At 54.8% G+C, this 16,249-nt stretch carries 10 protein-coding genes and 4 pseudogenes; 6 read left to right on the forward strand and 8 right to left on the reverse strand.

The genetic code is table 11. The annotated features are described in order from the left end of the window. Window positions 1-88 precede the first annotated feature (88 nt). A pseudogene (locus IL252_RS04570) lies at window positions 89-973 on the reverse strand (IS1595 family transposase). Window positions 974-1,148: 175 nt separating this feature from the next. On the opposite strand from IL252_RS04570, the gene IL252_RS04575 reads away from it, so the two are divergent. Next, window positions 1,149-1,829 carry an IS6 family transposase gene (locus IL252_RS04575; RefSeq protein ID WP_208627008.1) on the forward strand — a complete coding sequence of 227 codons (681 nt, stop codon included), beginning with the start codon at window positions 1,149-1,151 and terminating at the stop codon, window positions 1,827-1,829. A gap of 155 nt (window positions 1,830-1,984) precedes the next feature. Here the strand turns inward: IL252_RS04575 and IL252_RS04580 are convergent, their stop codons facing one another. Continuing rightward, window positions 1,985-3,814 carry a hypothetical protein gene (locus IL252_RS04580; protein WP_208627010.1) on the reverse strand — a complete coding sequence of 610 codons (1,830 nt, stop codon included), beginning with the start codon at window positions 3,812-3,814 and terminating at the stop codon, window positions 1,985-1,987. Between the two features lie 302 nt (window positions 3,815-4,116). On the opposite strand from IL252_RS04580, the pseudogene IL252_RS04585 reads away from it, so the two are divergent. After that, a pseudogene (locus IL252_RS04585) lies at window positions 4,117-4,897 on the forward strand (IS5 family transposase). Between the two features lie 101 nt (window positions 4,898-4,998). Here the strand turns inward: IL252_RS04585 and IL252_RS04590 are convergent. From IL252_RS04590 to IL252_RS04615, 6 genes are all read right to left on the reverse strand, one after another. Then, on the reverse strand, window positions 4,999-6,126 hold the full coding sequence (locus IL252_RS04590) for a glycosyltransferase (protein ID WP_208627012.1): 1,128 nt from the start codon (window positions 6,124-6,126) through the stop codon (window positions 4,999-5,001). 40 nt (window positions 6,127-6,166) lie between these two features. After that, entirely contained in the window at window positions 6,167-7,195 is a 1,029-nt protein-coding gene (locus IL252_RS04595) for a DUF1616 domain-containing protein (protein WP_208627014.1), read from the reverse strand. Window positions 7,196-7,256: 61 nt separating this feature from the next. Further along, window positions 7,257-8,267 carry an SIS domain-containing protein gene (locus IL252_RS04600; protein WP_208627016.1) on the reverse strand — a complete coding sequence of 337 codons (1,011 nt, stop codon included), beginning with the start codon at window positions 8,265-8,267 and terminating at the stop codon, window positions 7,257-7,259. Next, on the reverse strand, window positions 8,260-9,099 hold the full coding sequence (kdsA, locus tag IL252_RS04605; RefSeq protein WP_208627018.1) for a 3-deoxy-8-phosphooctulonate synthase: 840 nt from the start codon (window positions 9,097-9,099) through the stop codon (window positions 8,260-8,262). The genes IL252_RS04600 and kdsA overlap by 8 nt, the downstream gene beginning before the upstream one ends. After that, window positions 9,096-10,265, reverse strand: a complete 1,170-nt coding sequence (gene kdsB / locus IL252_RS04610; RefSeq protein ID WP_208627020.1) for a 3-deoxy-manno-octulosonate cytidylyltransferase — start codon at window positions 10,263-10,265, stop codon at window positions 9,096-9,098. Before kdsB ends, kdsA begins: the two co-directional genes overlap by 4 nt. Before the next feature lie 926 nt (window positions 10,266-11,191). Further along, window positions 11,192-12,439 carry a hypothetical protein gene (locus IL252_RS04615; RefSeq protein WP_208627022.1) on the reverse strand — a complete coding sequence of 416 codons (1,248 nt, stop codon included), beginning with the start codon at window positions 12,437-12,439 and terminating at the stop codon, window positions 11,192-11,194. 148 nt (window positions 12,440-12,587) lie between these two features. On the opposite strand from IL252_RS04615, the pseudogene IL252_RS04620 reads away from it, so the two are divergent. From IL252_RS04620 to IL252_RS04635, 4 genes and pseudogenes are all read left to right on the forward strand, one after another. Beyond that, window positions 12,588-13,100: pseudogene (locus IL252_RS04620) on the forward strand (IS6 family transposase); the annotation flags it as partial. Between the two features lie 51 nt (window positions 13,101-13,151). Continuing rightward, window positions 13,152-14,318: an ISH3 family transposase gene (locus IL252_RS04625; protein ID WP_208627024.1), complete on the forward strand. Its 1,167-nt coding sequence runs from the start codon at window positions 13,152-13,154 to the stop codon at window positions 14,316-14,318. Window positions 14,319-14,648: 330 nt separating this feature from the next. Then, window positions 14,649-14,816 (forward strand): annotated as a pseudogene (locus tag IL252_RS04630) (integrase core domain-containing protein); the annotation flags it as partial. Between the two features lie 82 nt (window positions 14,817-14,898). Further along, window positions 14,899-15,984, forward strand: coding sequence for a DegT/DnrJ/EryC1/StrS aminotransferase family protein (locus IL252_RS04635; protein ID WP_208627025.1), 1,086 nt, complete (start codon window positions 14,899-14,901; stop codon window positions 15,982-15,984). The last annotated feature ends 265 nt before the right edge of the window (window positions 15,985-16,249 follow it).

Here is a 16,249-nt window from a genome sequence, read left to right on the forward strand (position 1 = left end):
TAATTGACCAAGATACTCGCAGACCTACTCGATGAAAATCAGGAATCGGGTTTTGAAGAACGCTCTTGTGAAGTACATTGTTGGTGAGTCAGAGAACTGCTTGGACAATCTGTTCCAGTGCTTCTCGACCCGGTTTGCGGAGGATTCGTCGCCGAAGCTGGAACGGTCTGAGATACGCTGTCAGTTTGTCCTTTGAGATGCCTCGATGCGGCGAGAGCCACCGTCGCGCCAGCGACGCGTGGCTCTCACAGGTGTTCACGTGCGCGTCTCCATCAACGTACTCGCCGTCACCGTGAATTACTGATTCTCGGTGGAAGCTCTCGTCATCGTCGAGTAGATCGTAGGCCCGAAATCCGTCAGTATAGACGGTCAGCGACTCCTTCTCGCGGTTGTCGAGAAGGAGTCGCACGATCGCTTCGTCGGCGGATTTCGCCGGGACGACGTATCGCTGACCGCTGCCGCGATCAACGAGCGTGAACACTGGCGGTTTGTCCCCCTCGTACGTTCCTCGTCCGCGTTTCGAGAGGGCACGCGAGCGCGACTCCTGGTCGCGCTCGCGGCCTTTCTTTCCGGCGGAGACGTAGAACTCGTCAATCTCAACAGGGCCAACGAGGGAGATGGCTGGCGCGTCGAGCGTTCTGGCGAACTGCTCGACGCGCCGGCGAAGCGATCGATACGAAACGTCGATTTCAGCGTCTAACTGTCGGATACTCGTGTTGAACCGGAGGAACGAGTAGAATGCGAACAAGAGCTTATCGAGGCCGATCTTCGCGTGCGCGAAGATCATGCCGGTCTTGTCGTTGAACGTGCGGTCACAATCCTTACAGAGATACCGCTGATACTCCCGATAGCTGCCGTGTTTGATCACTTACTCAAACCGGCAGCGCGGGCACTGGAGGCCCTCGCGCCAGCGAACCTGCTCCAGCAGGTTCGCGGCGCTCGCCTCCGAACTCAGCAATTCAAATGGGAACATTGCATTCGGGTGACGCGGCAGCGTCACCCTTGCCCGCTACGCTTTCACAGCGCCAGCTCTACCCGACCAACAATCTGCTTCCGAAGAGCGACTGTCAAAGACTGAATCTGACTCTTGATGGGGCACTGTCTAGTTGAGGGTTTGAGGAATGAGCAGGCCGTAGCGAGAACTGTCTATGGAACTCGCAGACCTGCTCAGAGAAACGTTAGAAACGGACGATCAAGACGTTTGGGAGAACGAGCGCACCCCGACACCCGTCCGGCGGTTTGGGGTGCGTCTCCACGCTGCGGGGCTGTCGATCAGGGAGACGGTGGCGATCTTAGAGTTGTTGGGCGTCAATCGTTCTCATGGCACGGTCTGGAATTGGGTGCATACGCTGGCTGAAGCACAGAGCGACCCGCCGACGGCAGCGCCGTCGCGGGTGGCGGTCGACGAGAAACAGATCGAAGTCGATGGTGAGAAACAGTGGCTCTACGCCGCAATCGACACCGACTCAAAACTACTGCTCGAAATCGACGTATTCAGCCGCCGTGGAACTGATCCTGCGGCGGCGTTCCTGCATCGACTCACTGAGAAACACGATCTCGCCGAGACAGAGTTTCTCGTCGATGCTGGTGGTTATTTGACTGCCCTCGCGCGTCACGAATTGAGCGGTCGGCTCGACTATCGAACCCGGAACCACATCGAAAAATGGTTCCAGACCGTCACCATGCGAATCGACCGCTTTCACACGTACTGGCGGGGCAGTCAATCGAGCGCCAGACAGTGGTTACGACGCTTCAGACACCATTACAACCACGAACGACCCAACCAAGCGCTCAACGGCCGAACGCCAGCTGAGGAGATCCAGAACTAGACAGTGCCCTTGATGGGGAAATGCCTATCAAGTAGATGTAAGAATAGGCAGTGCTGCTAATAGTATATTACAGGTTGAACTTCCTCTCTTACCCGTATCGCTCGTGAGGTACAGATTTGAGAGAATACCTCGGTTATAACCAATTCAGGCCAAGTTTAGATGCGGTACACCGTCACGTCGCCGTTAGTGTAGACGACAGTAAATTCTTGATTGAGATAGGAAAAATCGTTTGCGGAGAGCCAGTAGCCATTACCACGTTTGACGAACGTTTCCCTGTCACCGTTCGTGACCGAGAGATAGATGGGTCTATCATAGTAACTTTGCAAGTCATGATCGTTGAAATGTTGTGGGACACCCGAAAAATCAGGCCGAGATTGAATAATGCCGTCACGCATTCGGTGGTCGATACCGAAGACTGCGTCTTCGTATCGGTGGACTGTAGCGCGCGTACCGGTGAGTTGTTGACCGTCGGTGTGGATGTATACTGTCTCATATCCCTGAAAGGAATCTTGTGTTGTGTGTCCCGAGTCAGAGAAGATGTACGGCGACGGATGAAATGTAAAAACTGCCAATGGAACGAGAATGGCGAACATAACGACGATAGCAATCCGGCGTCGGGACTTGCCTTGTTGAATGAATATATCGAGTACGAGAGCACCCAATATTGTCGTGGGAACCATGATGAAACCTTGGAACCGAGTCCACGCCTCACCAATCAAGAGAAAGACGGCGAAGTACCCGGAAACCGCGAAAAAGCCGATAATGAGAGAATTCGTATACTTATCAAAGAACTCGACCGAGGGGACAGATGTAATGAGCGGCTTGACCCACGGTACACGCGCCAACAGCCAAGCGAGAATTAGAAGGCCACCAAAAAACGCAAACACAAAGTCGTTACCAAATAGCTTTAGACCAAACTCAATCATATCAGCGAGTGACGGGTAGGCACCACTTTGGGTTTGGCTAGAAAGCTTCTCAGCGCCGATCGAGTGGCCCGAAAAAACGAGACTTTGAAGTCGATAGATGGTTCCCAAAAGTCGGCCCTGGAATGCCGTTTTGCCGAAAGTCCAGAGTTGGAAAACGAGTAAGAGAGTAATGGATACAATTAGAAGACGGCTCTCACGGTGTCTGAGAAAAGCGTAACTGGCAGTAACGCCCAAAAGAACCATCAAAGACGTGAATTGGCGAGGATGGAGAAAGATGGAAAAAACACCCACCGAGCAAAACAAGACGACATCTACTACATCAATTCGCCGAAAGGACCGGAATACGACGTAAATAACCAGTGGCGAGAACAGAATTAGCGAACTGGATGCGTGAGGGATGAGATGGACGCCTCTGTGGTTAAGTGGTAAAAACAATCCAGCAGACGATACTGCAATAGGGAGCGCAGAAGACGAGTGCAAGAACAGACGGAGCAGCACAACCATGGTGGAGAGATAGAGCGTCCCAAACACGACCATCGAAGCAAGCATTGCTCTTTCCAGCTGGAGTGAAGTGGCCTTCACTATAACAATAGCAAATGAATGGAGACCAGGGTATGTAAACCCTGGATTGAAAATATCGAGGTCGTTACGCATAAGCGATCGAGCATAGCCCAGATGCGAAAGTCCGTCACCGGCTCCCATATAAAAATACGAGCGAACAAGCGGCATACCGATGAGAAATATGATAAAGAGGGCGAACAGGTAGCAGGCAACATAACTGATGTTCCGCTCGCCGGAATAAAACATCAGCCACAGCAAGACGACGAGGAGTCCGACAACTGCACCCAGAACAGACGATGGAAGCGACCACAGGACAGCGATCTCGTAGCTCGTCACTGGATTCTGGTGTAGCACGCGAGCCAGTACAACGAGAAAGAGAAAGCCAGCAGTCAGAATGAGCTTCTGTGCCTCGGTATGATCAAAAGAGAAATCGAGTAAACGACTAAGGACAAGTTTCTGTGCACGAGACTGTGGCATGGCGTTGAGATGTACCGTCATCTTGAGAACGGAGGCGACTGAAAAAAGAATTTCGTTCCCCAGAGATCCCTTTTCGAAGTTCTGGCTTCAGTTAGTAGACACTATTCGGACTAACATTGGCTATGCCGACAGAATCACCGTATAGGGTGTCATAGAACGGTTGGCATGGTTTTCTGCTACCGGTCAAGAGGACTGCTGTTGCTTCTTCTGAATAGTGGCAATAATCACTATCTCTCAGACACCGATTTGCTGCTGTGTTGAATAGCGATTTAATCGCTGACATTACGGATTAGAAGGGCGAAGCCGAGGAAATCGAGCTTGGTATGGAGATCGATCTCCTCGACTTCATTGAGCAGTGTCGGCACCTGGCTAAACAAGCGTTGGGGAAGCACGCGGGCGAGCCCGCCAGCGGCGGGTTCGCCCGCTGGATCCACGTCGTCTTGCACTGTTATCGGCTCGAAGACGGCCACAGCTACCGTGAAACGCCGAACCGGTTGGAGTACATGGCGGAGATCCGTGATGCCCTCAACCTTGATCGGGACGATCTGCCAGATTACACGACGATCTACAAATCATTCGACCGGCTGGAAATGTGGGTCTGGCCACGCCGCACTCGACAGTACGTTCTTCGATCGCCGCGCTGCCTCATCGTACTACCGCCAGCGGTCGGGAAGTAACGTGCAAACGCTGAAAGTGACGACACTAACCGATAGAGAGTCGCTTGCCGTCCTTGACGTACATATTTCGGCCCGGTGGAAACACGATACGAAAACCGGGCCGCAGGTCGTCCGCCGGAACGCGGACAACCTGCTGTCCGTCGCAGCTGACAAGGCCTTCCACAACTGGATCACGAAATACGAGTTCTACACACTCGGTGTCGAACCACTCATCTTACAGCGTGGATCCAGACCACTGACGCAAGGACACAACGCACTCATCCGGTCAAAAGGCTACTCTCAGCGCTGGATGGCCGAGACTTCGTATTCGACAACAAAGCGCTCGCTCGGCGATGCCGTGCGAGCGCTCGGGTGGTATCGACAGTTCCGTGAGATTGTCCTGATGTTCGCTGTCTCCAACATAGAACCGCTCTGTGAACCACTCTAACCGTGACTCAGTATCTATTCAACACGGCACGATTTTCCGGAAGCTACTGAGGTGTGTGAATCGTTTTATGACACCCTGTCACCGTATGCTAAATATTGAAGCTAGAAATGTCGTGTGATGAGGTGCTCGTACTCGTCAAGGACGGATCCGAGCGTGAAGCGGTCGACGCAAGTCGATACGTTGTCGGGGCCGACCGGCGAGTTGCGTGTCTGCAGAATTGCGTGCGCCAACCCAGCTACATCGCCCGGATCAACGAGTCGACCGTACCGTCCACCGTTGAGGATTTCTGCTGGACCGTGGGGACAGTCGGTTGCGACGACGGGACACTCGCAAGCGAGTGCTTCGACGAGGACACTCGGAAGTCCTTCACTCACCGACGACAGAACGAACATTGAAGACTGTACCATGTACTTGTAGGGATTGGCTACAGTCCCAGGAATCCAGACATCGTCAGTCACACCGAGATTGGCGGCAGTTCTTTCGAGCGCATCACGTTCTGACCCCTCACCCAAGATGACGAGTCGGGTGTTCGGAGCGTCGGCATGGACTCGTGCAAACGCCTCAATGAGTGTCTGGTAGTCTTTCGCGGGTTCAAGCCGACCGACACTGAGGACGACATCTATCGAAGAATCTGTGAACCAGTTGTGGTCAACTGACTCTGTGGCCCTGTCGTTGATGTCGTCGGTGAGAATGGGGTTATAAATTTGGTTGAGGCGGTCTGCAGGAAGGCGGATCGTTTCAACCAGTTCGCGGGACACACCCTGTGAGACAGGTACAACACAGTCGGCACGACGGTAGAGGCCGGTCGCGAGAAGTTGGGTCGCCCGTTCCCGCCAGTAGCGTCCGGTTCCGAACGCACCACCTGGCGTGAGGCCGTTCTCCCTGACAACCGAGTTCGTCTGTGAGTTACTCTGGAGACACGCCAGGATGTTCACGAGATTTAGATGTGAGTTTTCAGAGAGACAGACAGCGGGCCTGCGCTGGTCGAAGTAGTCTGCCAGCGGACCGACCTTGGAGAATACGCCAGGGAGCCACGAGTCGTTGTCCGAGAGTTGAACGATCCCGACATCCTCAGCGACATCTTCCAGCAACGGCCCCTCGGTATCGAGGGCGACGATCTCGACCTCGTAGCCACGACTTGAGAGGCCTGCAGAGAGGTTGAGACACATCCGCTCGATACCGCCCATCTGGAACGAGCCGAGTAGAAAGGAAATCCGTCGACTGGCCATCTGGTCGATTCGAGAGGACTGGCAGATAAAAAGACAGCGACTATCGAACGCTTGCAGGCGACTCGCCCTGGACTGTGAACACGATTTTTACCGACCGGTACGCGTTCTCGACGGTGGGATCTGCCGGCGGGTCGCCCACGTAGAGGAGATAGACCAGACGATACTGACCCTCACCCGGCAACTGGGAGACAGTATGTGTCCGGGTCCATGTCTCGCCGGCACCGACCGTCGCACGGAACTCGTCGAGTGTCCGGTCGGAGAGGACAGTGGTCTCGTTGTCCCCAAGGTGTATCTCCTGGAAGCGGACTAGCACCGTGTACTGGCGGTGCTCACGCTCGTCGTTGCCGACTGCGAGGGTCAGTTCCTCTGTCGACCCATTCGAGAGGCCGTTCACTGTCTCTTCCGAGACAAAATCGCTGTTCGGGCCCCCAGCGAGCAAATAAAGTTCCGTCGACTGCTCGCCGTTGTTCGGGACCGCAAGTACGTATCCCACAGAGAGCGTCGCAGCCACTACCGAGACAGCCAGCACTACGTTCAACACAGTTTCACGCGAGACGGGGCGTTCTATGACCGAGTCGTGCCAGTCCTCGAACTGGCGGTGGAGGTCCGTCCCGAACCGTTCGGCGGGCGGCATCTGACGACGTCGATACACCGCAAGGACAGCTCCGAGAAGCGAGACGAGACTCAACACGGTCACGACCGGCGCGGGACTGAACCCGACTGTCGTGCTGAGAAACAGGCCGACAAGCGACGCGATAGTGACACTCATCCCGCCCGAGAGGACGAGCCGTTCGAGCGTGTCGATACCACGCGAGAACGGGAAGATTTCTGCTGCCGTCACGTCGTCCCCGCTGGGCGACGTGCCCGCCGCTGGAAACATGGCCGCGACAAAGGTGTAGCCCGGGACAAACAACACGAACAGGAGGCCGGCGAGAATCTGGGGTGTCGTGCCCGAAAGTACTGGAACGAGCACGGTGAGATTCGCCAGCACGACGAGGGCGAATGTGACTGCAATATCCGCTGGCACCGTCCGTATTGGTTCGGGAAGGAGCCGCCAGAACAGGGCCAAACGGTCGTCCATAGCAATCCTATCGGAAGCGAGAATAAAAAGAGCGCGAAACCAAGGCCGCTTACGACTCTTCGGAAGACGACAGTCCGGTCTGCATGATATCGTGAATATGAACAATCCCCTCGAAGTGCCCCTCGTCGTCAGTAGCCAACAACTGAGTGATGCTGTGTTCCTCGATTATTTCAAGGGCCTCGATTGCCGAGGTATTCGGCGAGACCGTTATCGGGTCTGTGACCATAACCTCCTCAGCCACGACATCGTGCATGTCGACACCATCTTCCAACAGACGGCGGATGTCGCCATCCGTGAGGACTCCTAACACGACCCCTTCGTCGTTTTGGACAACTGCAATACCCTTGCCACCGTCGCTGGTCTTGAGCGCCACCTCCGCGAGCGTATCCGACGGGTGCGTCGCCGGAATATCACTGTACAGCAAATCCTCGACATCAAGCAGGAGGCGCTTACCGATGGTACCGCCAGGGTGAAAGTGGCCGAACTTTTGTTTGTCGAAATTGCGGAGCGCCATCAGAGCGTTTGCGAGACAGTCGCCAACGACCATCGTGACTGTCGCACTCGCCATCGGGACCAGTTCGACGACGGCTCCCTCTTCGTCAATGTGGGTGTTGATGTGATACTCGGCGTTCTGGCCAAGTGTCGATTCGGGATCCGATGTGATGGCGACAGTGGTCATGTGGAGGGAGGTCAGATACTGCAATAGATCACACATCTCGTCGGTATTGCCGCTGTTAGAGATGAGAAATACGATATCATTATCAGAGATAGAACCCAAGTCACCATGGAGTGCCTCGACCGGATGGAGGAAATGCGAAGGGACACCGATGCTGTTGAACGTGGCGACGATCTTCTTAGCCACGTCACCCGATTTGCCGACGCCGGTGAACACCGCACGCCCGTCGAGTTCATCGACGATTCGTGCCACTCGCCGGATCTGGTCGGTGGTGTCGCTGTCTGCCAGCGACGCAAGCGCCTCGGACTGGACAGAGAGTGTCTGTGCAATCACCTCGTCAGGATCGGTCTGCTGATCGTCGCTTGAGTCAGTCTGTTCACTCATAGCTGAGTTCGGCGTCCTCATGTTTGAGGAGGCTATCGATGTTCGTCCACCGTTCGAGATGCGACTCGAACTCTTCAAGTGGCAACTGGGTCGCAGCATCGCATTTGGCTGCCTGCGGGTTATTGTGAACTTCCGCGAAGATACCTGCGACTCCGGCCGCGAGCGCGCTCCGGGCGAGGGTCGGCGCGAACCGCCTGTCACCACCACTCTCGTCGCCTTTCGATCCCGGCCGCTGGACCGAGTGTGTTGCGTCGAACACGACAGGCTTACCCAGTTTCTTCATGATGTCAAGGTTCCGCATGTCGACGACGAGGTTGTTGTAGCCGAAGAGTGCGCCCCGCTCACAGAGCAAGACTCGTTCGTTGCCGGCAGATTCGACCTTGCTGATGACATTTTCCATCCCTTCAGGCGAGACGAACTGCCCTTTCTTGACGTGGACCGGTAAACCCGTCTCGCCGGCGGCAACCAGCATATCAGTCTGACGGGAGAGAAATGCCGGCACCTGCAACATATCGACAACCTCGGCGACCCGTTCGGCTTGGTCTGGCGTGTGGAAATCGGTGATGACCGGCAGATTGTACTCGTCTTTAACTCGCTGGAGGATCTCTAGGCCACGTTCGAGTCCTGGGCCACGATAGGACTCGATTGAACTCCGATTTGCCTTGTCGAAGGAACTCTTGAACACTAGGTCAACGTTCTGGCGCTGGGCAATCTCTTTCAGTTCCGCCGCCATCGTGAGTACGTGGTCTTCCGACTCTATGACACACGGCCCCGCAATCAGGAAAAATTCCGAGTCGTTACCGACCTCATACTCACCAATTTCGAAGCTCATTGTTCTAGAATCCTCTCAACCCTCTCGATATCTGCCTCAACGTTTACCTCTTTTGGATCATAATCTACTTGAATTGTCTGGATATCATAACCGTGTTCAAGTAGACGAAGCTGCTCGAGGTCTTCTTGGGCTTCAAGCGTTGAATCCATGTCAACATACTCAAGTAACAGATCAGTCTTAAAAGCGTACAAGCCGATATGCTTGTGCGTCTTGCCGACATTACCCTTCGAGGGAATTAGTGACCGTGAGAAGTAAAGCGCCTTTCCATCGGTTTGACGGACGACTTTGACGGTGTTCTCATCGTTGAGCAGCGACTCATCCTTGATGGTTGAGATGGGCGTGGCGACACCAACGGTCGAATTCAGCAGAGCCTCAATAGTCGCGTCAATGATCGCCGGGTCAATAAGCGGCTCGTCACCCTGGATGTTCACCGTGACATCCAGTCCGTGTTCACCTGCGACTGCGGCGACCCTATCGGTCCCCGTCGAATGGTCTGAGTCAGTCATGACGGCGGTGCCACCGATATCCTCAACAGCCTCTAAGATGCGTTTGTCGTCAGTAGCGACCACTATGCCGTCTAGGAGCTCTGCTTGCGAAGCCCGTTCATAGACATGCTGGATCATCGGTTTCCCTGCGAGGTCTACTAGTGGTTTCCCGGGTAATCGTGTCGAACCATAGCGGGCCGGAATTACCCCGAGTACCGACTGCTTCCGATACCGTAAATAATCAAGAATATCTCGAACAGCCCTGTCGCCGCCATTTCGGCCACTAATGTAATCACAGACATCTCGCACCTCAGGAGCGGCGTCGGCTGGACAGCAACTTATTCCGACCGCTTTCAACAGTTCTAAGTCAGAAATATCGTCTCCGATATAAGCAATATTATCAAGAGAAACCTCCTTCTGGTTGGCAACATTTTCTACTTTTGATAGCTTGTCCGAGACGCTCTGGTAGACTTCCTCAATACCGAGTTCCGCTGCGCGGTACTCAACAATCTGTGACTCTCTTCCCGTAATAATGACGAAGTCACCTCCATCGTCAAGCCACGAGGTAATTCCCTGCCCATCCTTGACATCAAAGGTTTTGAACAGTTCGCCATCGGGCCCAATCTGGATGGAACCCTCTGTTAGGACGCCATCAACGTCGGAGATGACGAGTTCGACCATACGGTAAAGAGACATATCACACTATTAAAACCATCGTACCGTCTCCGCAATATCCCACTCACCAACCGTGACGACCCGCCGGGAGACGTACTGTGGAGGGGGGGGGGGACAAGATTCTCAAGGTACCCACTCTAACGACGCACTTGATTCGTCGCGTCTCTCATCCTGACAAGTATCCGGGTAGCATCCACAACCGAGCCCACAACTTCAGTATACGGGGATAGAGTGTCGCATAAATGGGATAATTCTGGCCCATTGAATTGGATGGCAGATGAGAAACGTTCTATGACGCCTTCCTCGTTTCGGACGGCGTCGATTCATCGAGACAGAGAATGAATTTCGTCTGTCTTGCCAGATAGAGCGGTTGAACGGAGAGAGTCACCTATCTATCGCAACGGGTAACTCCCTCATGCCGAACGGTCGTTTTCGGTTGGCGACAGGTCGCGAAATGAGATTTGGGTCAAGGTTAGGGCTATTCGTAGTATCGGGCGCTGCCTTCCTCATGATTTGATCGGTGCATAGGAGTGGACTTAGCATGTGGAGGTCTGAGAGGTGCGTTTGGATGCTTTTCAACATCGCAAGTGGGCCAACAGCCATGGGAATCGGTCATCCATTGATGATTCGCGAATCGTCGGATCGTCGAATTCGAGAACTTCGAGGACAGCTCAATCGACGCCAAGTTCATGGACCGTTGCGAGTGCCAAGTTTTTCCCCTCATCCAGTCGTCGATTCCACCCATATGGTTGACAGTAATAAAATTATCGAACAGTTCTTTCCATTATTATTAAACCACAGAGCGTGTCATAGACTTCTATGACACACTGAAACCACAGTCAAAAACAGACGAGGTCCACGAAGTGCTCAGAGGGTCGCTTGCACAACCGGCAAACGCGGACTGAATGAGCTAAACATCGGCGAGCGCACAGTTACGCCGCCTCTCTCCCCACGCGTTCCAGATAGCCAAGGACCTGTTTGAGTGTCATAGTATCGAAATCGTTGAACCCGCCGTCAACGAAGATGTTTTTACGGAAGACGGTGACGTATTCGTCGACTGCGTCGGGGTCGATATCCGCTGCGAGCGCATCCGTGAGTGCGGGCGTGACATCCGAGGTAGACGGAGCGTTGAAGACCGACGGATGGTTGTTGTACAGGGTATCACCGAGCGTGACGACTGGCTTCTCTGCCGCCATCGCCTGAAAGCCGACACTGCTGTTGAGGGTCGTGACGACAGCGGCGTTCTCGATCACCTCGTCAATGGGATAGTCCTTGAGCCAAGTTATCTCTGGATTGGCAACCCGGAGTGACTGATGGTCGGTCTTTCCGATGTCAGACGGGTGTTCCTTAACGACAATCGATAAATCTTCGTCGACCGTATCCCTGGCCTCGACAACGAGAGAGAGAAACTCAGCCATCGAATCGACGTACGGGGCGTTGTACATGACCTGTGTGTCATCTTCGACCTGAAAAGGAACGAATAGGTACCGCCCGTCTGGAAGTGTGTCGTCGCCGGGTTTGACTTGCTTGCGCTGGACGGCAGTGAGTACGTCTGCGACAGCATTTTTCGTGTGCTGGAGCGCCGTGTCGTCAACCGGAGAGTAGAGCATACATCGGAGTTGTTCGAGCGGTGACATCTTCTCCGTCGCGTCAACGACCGTTTCGATATCCGCCGTGTCTCCCCAGCGTGGGCCCATCGAGCAGATCTCGTCGAACGAGCAGTCAGCCAAACTGCTGTTGCAGTTAACGCCTTTGTTGTCAACCTGGAGGGTGTTGGGCAGATAGCCGTTCTCCATGAAGACCGCAGGGATGTCGCGTTCCTGAGCAGCGATGACGCCAACATCCACCTCGTTCCAGAACACTACCAGATCAATGTCGTAGGATTCTAGAGCAGTCAGAAAGTTGGCGTAGTCCTGTTCAAGTGCATGCTGCTCAACACCGACATGATTGAGTAGGAACTGCCGGACATAGCTGTCGTCAACCTCGGGAACTGGCTCTCGAACATCCGTCTTGAAGCGAACGACTGTCTCCTGGTCGCCGTGAATTTTCAGGTACTCAATGAGGTAACGGCGCGGGTCGAAGTAGTAGACATTGTGGCCGTTCCGTTCAAGGTTAGCCCCGACAGTGTACCAGAATGCGCTCAGTTCTGGCGTCCGGATATCCGTAATCGCGACGTTCATAATTGAGAGAGGATAGTGGTAGACGGATATAGTATTTGAAACTGTCAGCAACGCCAAGTACGGCTGACCAACGTCCTGAACCTCGAATACAAACGGCACTGTCTAGTTGAGGGATTGAGGAACGAGCAGGCCGTAGCGAGAACTGTCCATGGAACTCGCAGACCTGCTCAGAGAAACGTTAGAAACGGACGATCAAGACGTTTGGGAGAACGAGCGCACCCCGACACCCGTCCGGCGATTTGGGGTACGTCTCCATACGTCGGGGCTGTCGATCAGGGAGACGGTTGCTATCTTAGAATTGCTGGGTGTCGATCGTTCTCACGGAGCGGTCTAGAACTGGGTGCATACGCTGTCTGAAGCCCAGAGCGACCCGCCGACGGCGACGCCGTCGCGGGTCGCGGTCGACGAGAAACAGATCGAGGTTGACGGTGAGAAAAAGTGGCTCTACGCCGCGATCGACACCGACTCAAAATTATTGCTCGAAATCGACGTGTTCAGCCGCCGCGGGACCGACCCCGCGGCGGCATTTCTGCACCGACTCACCGAGAAACACGATCTCGCCGAGACAGAGTTTCTCGTCGATGCTGGTGGCTATTTGACTGCCCTCGCGCGTCACGAATTGAGCGGTCGGCTCGACTATCGAACCCGGAACCACATCGAAAACTCAGTACCTCACAAAGCTAGTTAGTTGAGAGGTCTGCTTGCTGAAGGTGTGTCTAATACCAAGCAAGCAGACAATGAAATCCATGAGGACCAGCTTCTTAACTTCCTCGTCAACACGCTTGACGAGGAAGTTTCACTCGGTCTCGACGCTAATGCTGCAATCGATGCTAAGGATATCTACGAGGTCCTCGTCGGCGCTACCGCCGACGGGACCTCAGTCTCCACGCTGTGCAACTCCAGCGAAGACTCGCCATCAGCAAACGCGATTCTCTACCATCTCCGGACGAAGTTCGAGCCGGAACGGCTCGAACGAGTCGCTAACATGCTTCTTCGACGAAATATCGTCGAATTGCTCCCCGAGCAGGTGGAGGTCTGCGCAGACCTCCACCTGCGGCCCTACTACGGTGACGAAGACGATACAGACGGGCTCTACCACTCAGAAGCGAAGCGTGGAACTACCGCGTTCCACGCCTATGCGACACTCTACGCGCGTGTGAAAAATAAGCGATACACGCTGGCGGTGCGCCGTCTCGTCGACGGCGACACCGCCAGCAGTGTACTTGCTGAGTTTCTTGGAGTCCTCGACGGCCTTGACACTGAGGTCAAGGCCGTCTACCTTGATCGCGGATTCTACGACAGCAAGTGTCTCACGCTGCTTCAGGCGCACAACTACGCCTACGTGGTCCCGATCATCCGGTGGGGTGAGGCGATTCAGCAGGTACTCTCGGAAGGGTGGAGTCGCATCATCCAACACGACCTGACAGGGAAACTCGACGGTCCAACTGTGACCGTCGAGTTTCCCGTCTACATCGACTGTACGTACCTGAACGGGAAGTACGACGAACACGGCGCGGCGCGTCACGGCTACGCCGCTGACGCGCCGTTCATCGAGACTCCACGCGACGCTCGATACCACTACTCGAAACGCTTCGGTATCGAGTCGAGCTATCGCTTGTCCGAGCAAGCGATGGCGACGACAACGACGCGAGACGCAACGGTGAGACTGCTGTACGTCGTGGTAAGTCTCCTCTTGCAGAATGCGTGGCGGTATCTGCACTACGAATACGTGGCGACGCCCCGCCGAGGCGGGCGTCGCCTCTGGTGGTGGCCGTACAAGGAGTTCGTGAATATGGTTCGGCGGGCCGCGTGGACGGCCCTCGCGGTACGTCGGGCCGTCCCCGCGAATCGGCCACCAGACGACCGGTTCCACCGGTAATCGCCGACCGAGGACGCCACCTCGTGAGTAGCAACGCTGCCGCGTCGGCGGCTGATCGCCGCCGACAGCGGCAGCTCCGGCTTCAATCAGCCTTCTTCGACCACTATCGACGACTCATCCAAACAGAACAAGTGACTCAGGTCCGGTTAACTGGCGAGAGCCTGTCATACAATAGTTTCCAACCAGAAGATTTCGAACAGCTCCGTCTGAAATAGATTGTGAAATGCAGTGTCTCGCTCACTTAAGCGTGAGATGAATGATTAGAATCACGACGTAGAGGGTGTGAGACGTATTCTATGACACGCTGGGCGATGCTTTGTGAGGTACTGAAAATGGTTCCAGACTGTCACCATGCGAATCGACCGCTTTCACACGTACTGGCGGGGCAGTCAATCGAGCGCCAGACAGTGGTTACGACGCTTCAGACACAATTACAACCACGAACGGCCCAACCAAGCACTCGACGGCCGAACGCCAGCTCAGGAGGTCCAGAACTAGACAGTGCCATACAAACATATATCATCACATCGACGGAATGACCTGACAGATGCAGTCGTCGACAGAATCTTTCCCGATTAGCGTGCGCGACATCCTCTCGCCAGCAGCGTCGCCCCCCTCTTACCAGGACCTGTTGCTCGACGGGACCGACTTCTCGTTTGTCCTCCCGGTCCAGAGTTGCCGAGCAGCACTTGTGTACGCGCTCGAGCACGCAGGTGTCGACGGTGATGAGGTGTTGCTCCCGGGCTATACGTGTTATGCCGTCCAGAGTGCCGTTGAGGCCGTCGGGACACCTGTTTACGTCGACGTGACCGAGGACTTCGCTATCGACATCGACAAAGCGAAGCAAAAGGTGACCAACGAGACGGCGGCAATCGTACCGGTTCATCCATATGGATTACCCTGTGATATGGAGAGCGTGGCCTCGTTGGCGGAGGAACACGACCTCACCGTCGTCGAGGATGCTGCACAGGCACTCGGGACCCACCTCACGACAAACGCGGTTGGGACCCACAGCGACTACTGCGTGTTCAGCCTCAGATTTTATAAGGATGTGACAGTATTTAAGGGCGGCCTGGTGCTGAGTGAGGACCTGCCGGCACCTAATAGTCTCAACCGACCGACTGCCCGGCGGACGAAACTGCTCGGCATCTGGATGGTTGACCGCGTGCTGAACGCACTGCCAGGCCGCGTCTACGAACCGGTCCGTCGGCACGTCCTCGATCCCGTCTCCAGAGACTCCTCCGCTGGTGTGCCGGACCCGGCGCCGACGACCCTCTCAAAGTGGGATAGAAGACTCCTCGGCCAGCAGTTGGCTGCACTCCCAGACCGGATCGAGACCCGAAGACAACACGCCCGTCGCTACGACAAACTGTTGCCAGACGACCTGAAACAACCGAACGCCACAGAGACACACAGCTACTTCCGATATCCGGTGTTGGTTGAGGAGACACGACGCGAAGACCTCTGTCGGGCGCTCAGAAAGCGAGGCGTCGGCTGTTCACCGATGTACGCCTACACCATTGCACCAGATGATACCTGTCCGAGAGCACACGAACTCTCACATCGGGTCCTGAACCTGCCGGTACATGCAGGAATCTCGGACACAAGAGTTCGGAGAATATCGAAACTCGTTAGAAACTACCACAAAGATGGCAATCTTCTCTAGTCAATACTTCGTGATACACATACATATAGGGTGTCATAGAACGGTTGGCATGGTTTTCTGCTACCGGTCAAGAGGACTGCTGTTGCTTCTTCTGAATAGCGGCAATAATCACTATCTCTCAGACACCGATTTTCCGGAAGCTACTGAGGTGTGTGAATCGTTTTATGACACCCTGTCCGCCAGCTATATCCAACAAATCACGATTGAAGCGGCACTAGGGTGTTCCTCTCTCATGGAGACCTACACTAAACCGCAAGACAGTAGT

Origin of the sequence: Halomicrobium sp. IBSBa (genome assembly GCF_017612575.1) — an archaeon.
Lineage (GTDB): Archaea > Halobacteriota > Halobacteria > Halobacteriales > Haloarculaceae > Halomicrobium.

What these genes read in the sequence shown, in the direction of transcription:
- IL252_RS04615 (WP_208627022.1), bottom strand. Translation starts at nt 12,439, where the DNA reads ATGAACGTCGCGATTACGGATATCCGGACGCCAGAACTGAGCGCATTC.
- IL252_RS04600 (WP_208627016.1), bottom strand. Translation starts at nt 8,267, where the DNA reads ATGAGTGAACAGACTGACTCAAGCGACGATCAGCAGACCGATCCTGAC.
- kdsA (WP_208627018.1), bottom strand. Translation starts at nt 9,099, where the DNA reads ATGAGCTTCGAAATTGGTGAGTATGAGGTCGGTAACGACTCGGAATTT.
- kdsB (WP_208627020.1), bottom strand. Translation starts at nt 10,265, where the DNA reads ATGGTCGAACTCGTCATCTCCGACGTTGATGGCGTCCTAACAGAGGGT.
- IL252_RS04575 (WP_208627008.1), top strand. Translation starts at nt 1,149, where the DNA reads ATGGAACTCGCAGACCTGCTCAGAGAAACGTTAGAAACGGACGATCAA.
- IL252_RS04590 (WP_208627012.1), bottom strand. Translation starts at nt 6,126, where the DNA reads ATGGCCAGTCGACGGATTTCCTTTCTACTCGGCTCGTTCCAGATGGGC.
- IL252_RS04580 (WP_208627010.1), bottom strand. Translation starts at nt 3,814, where the DNA reads ATGACGGTACATCTCAACGCCATGCCACAGTCTCGTGCACAGAAACTT.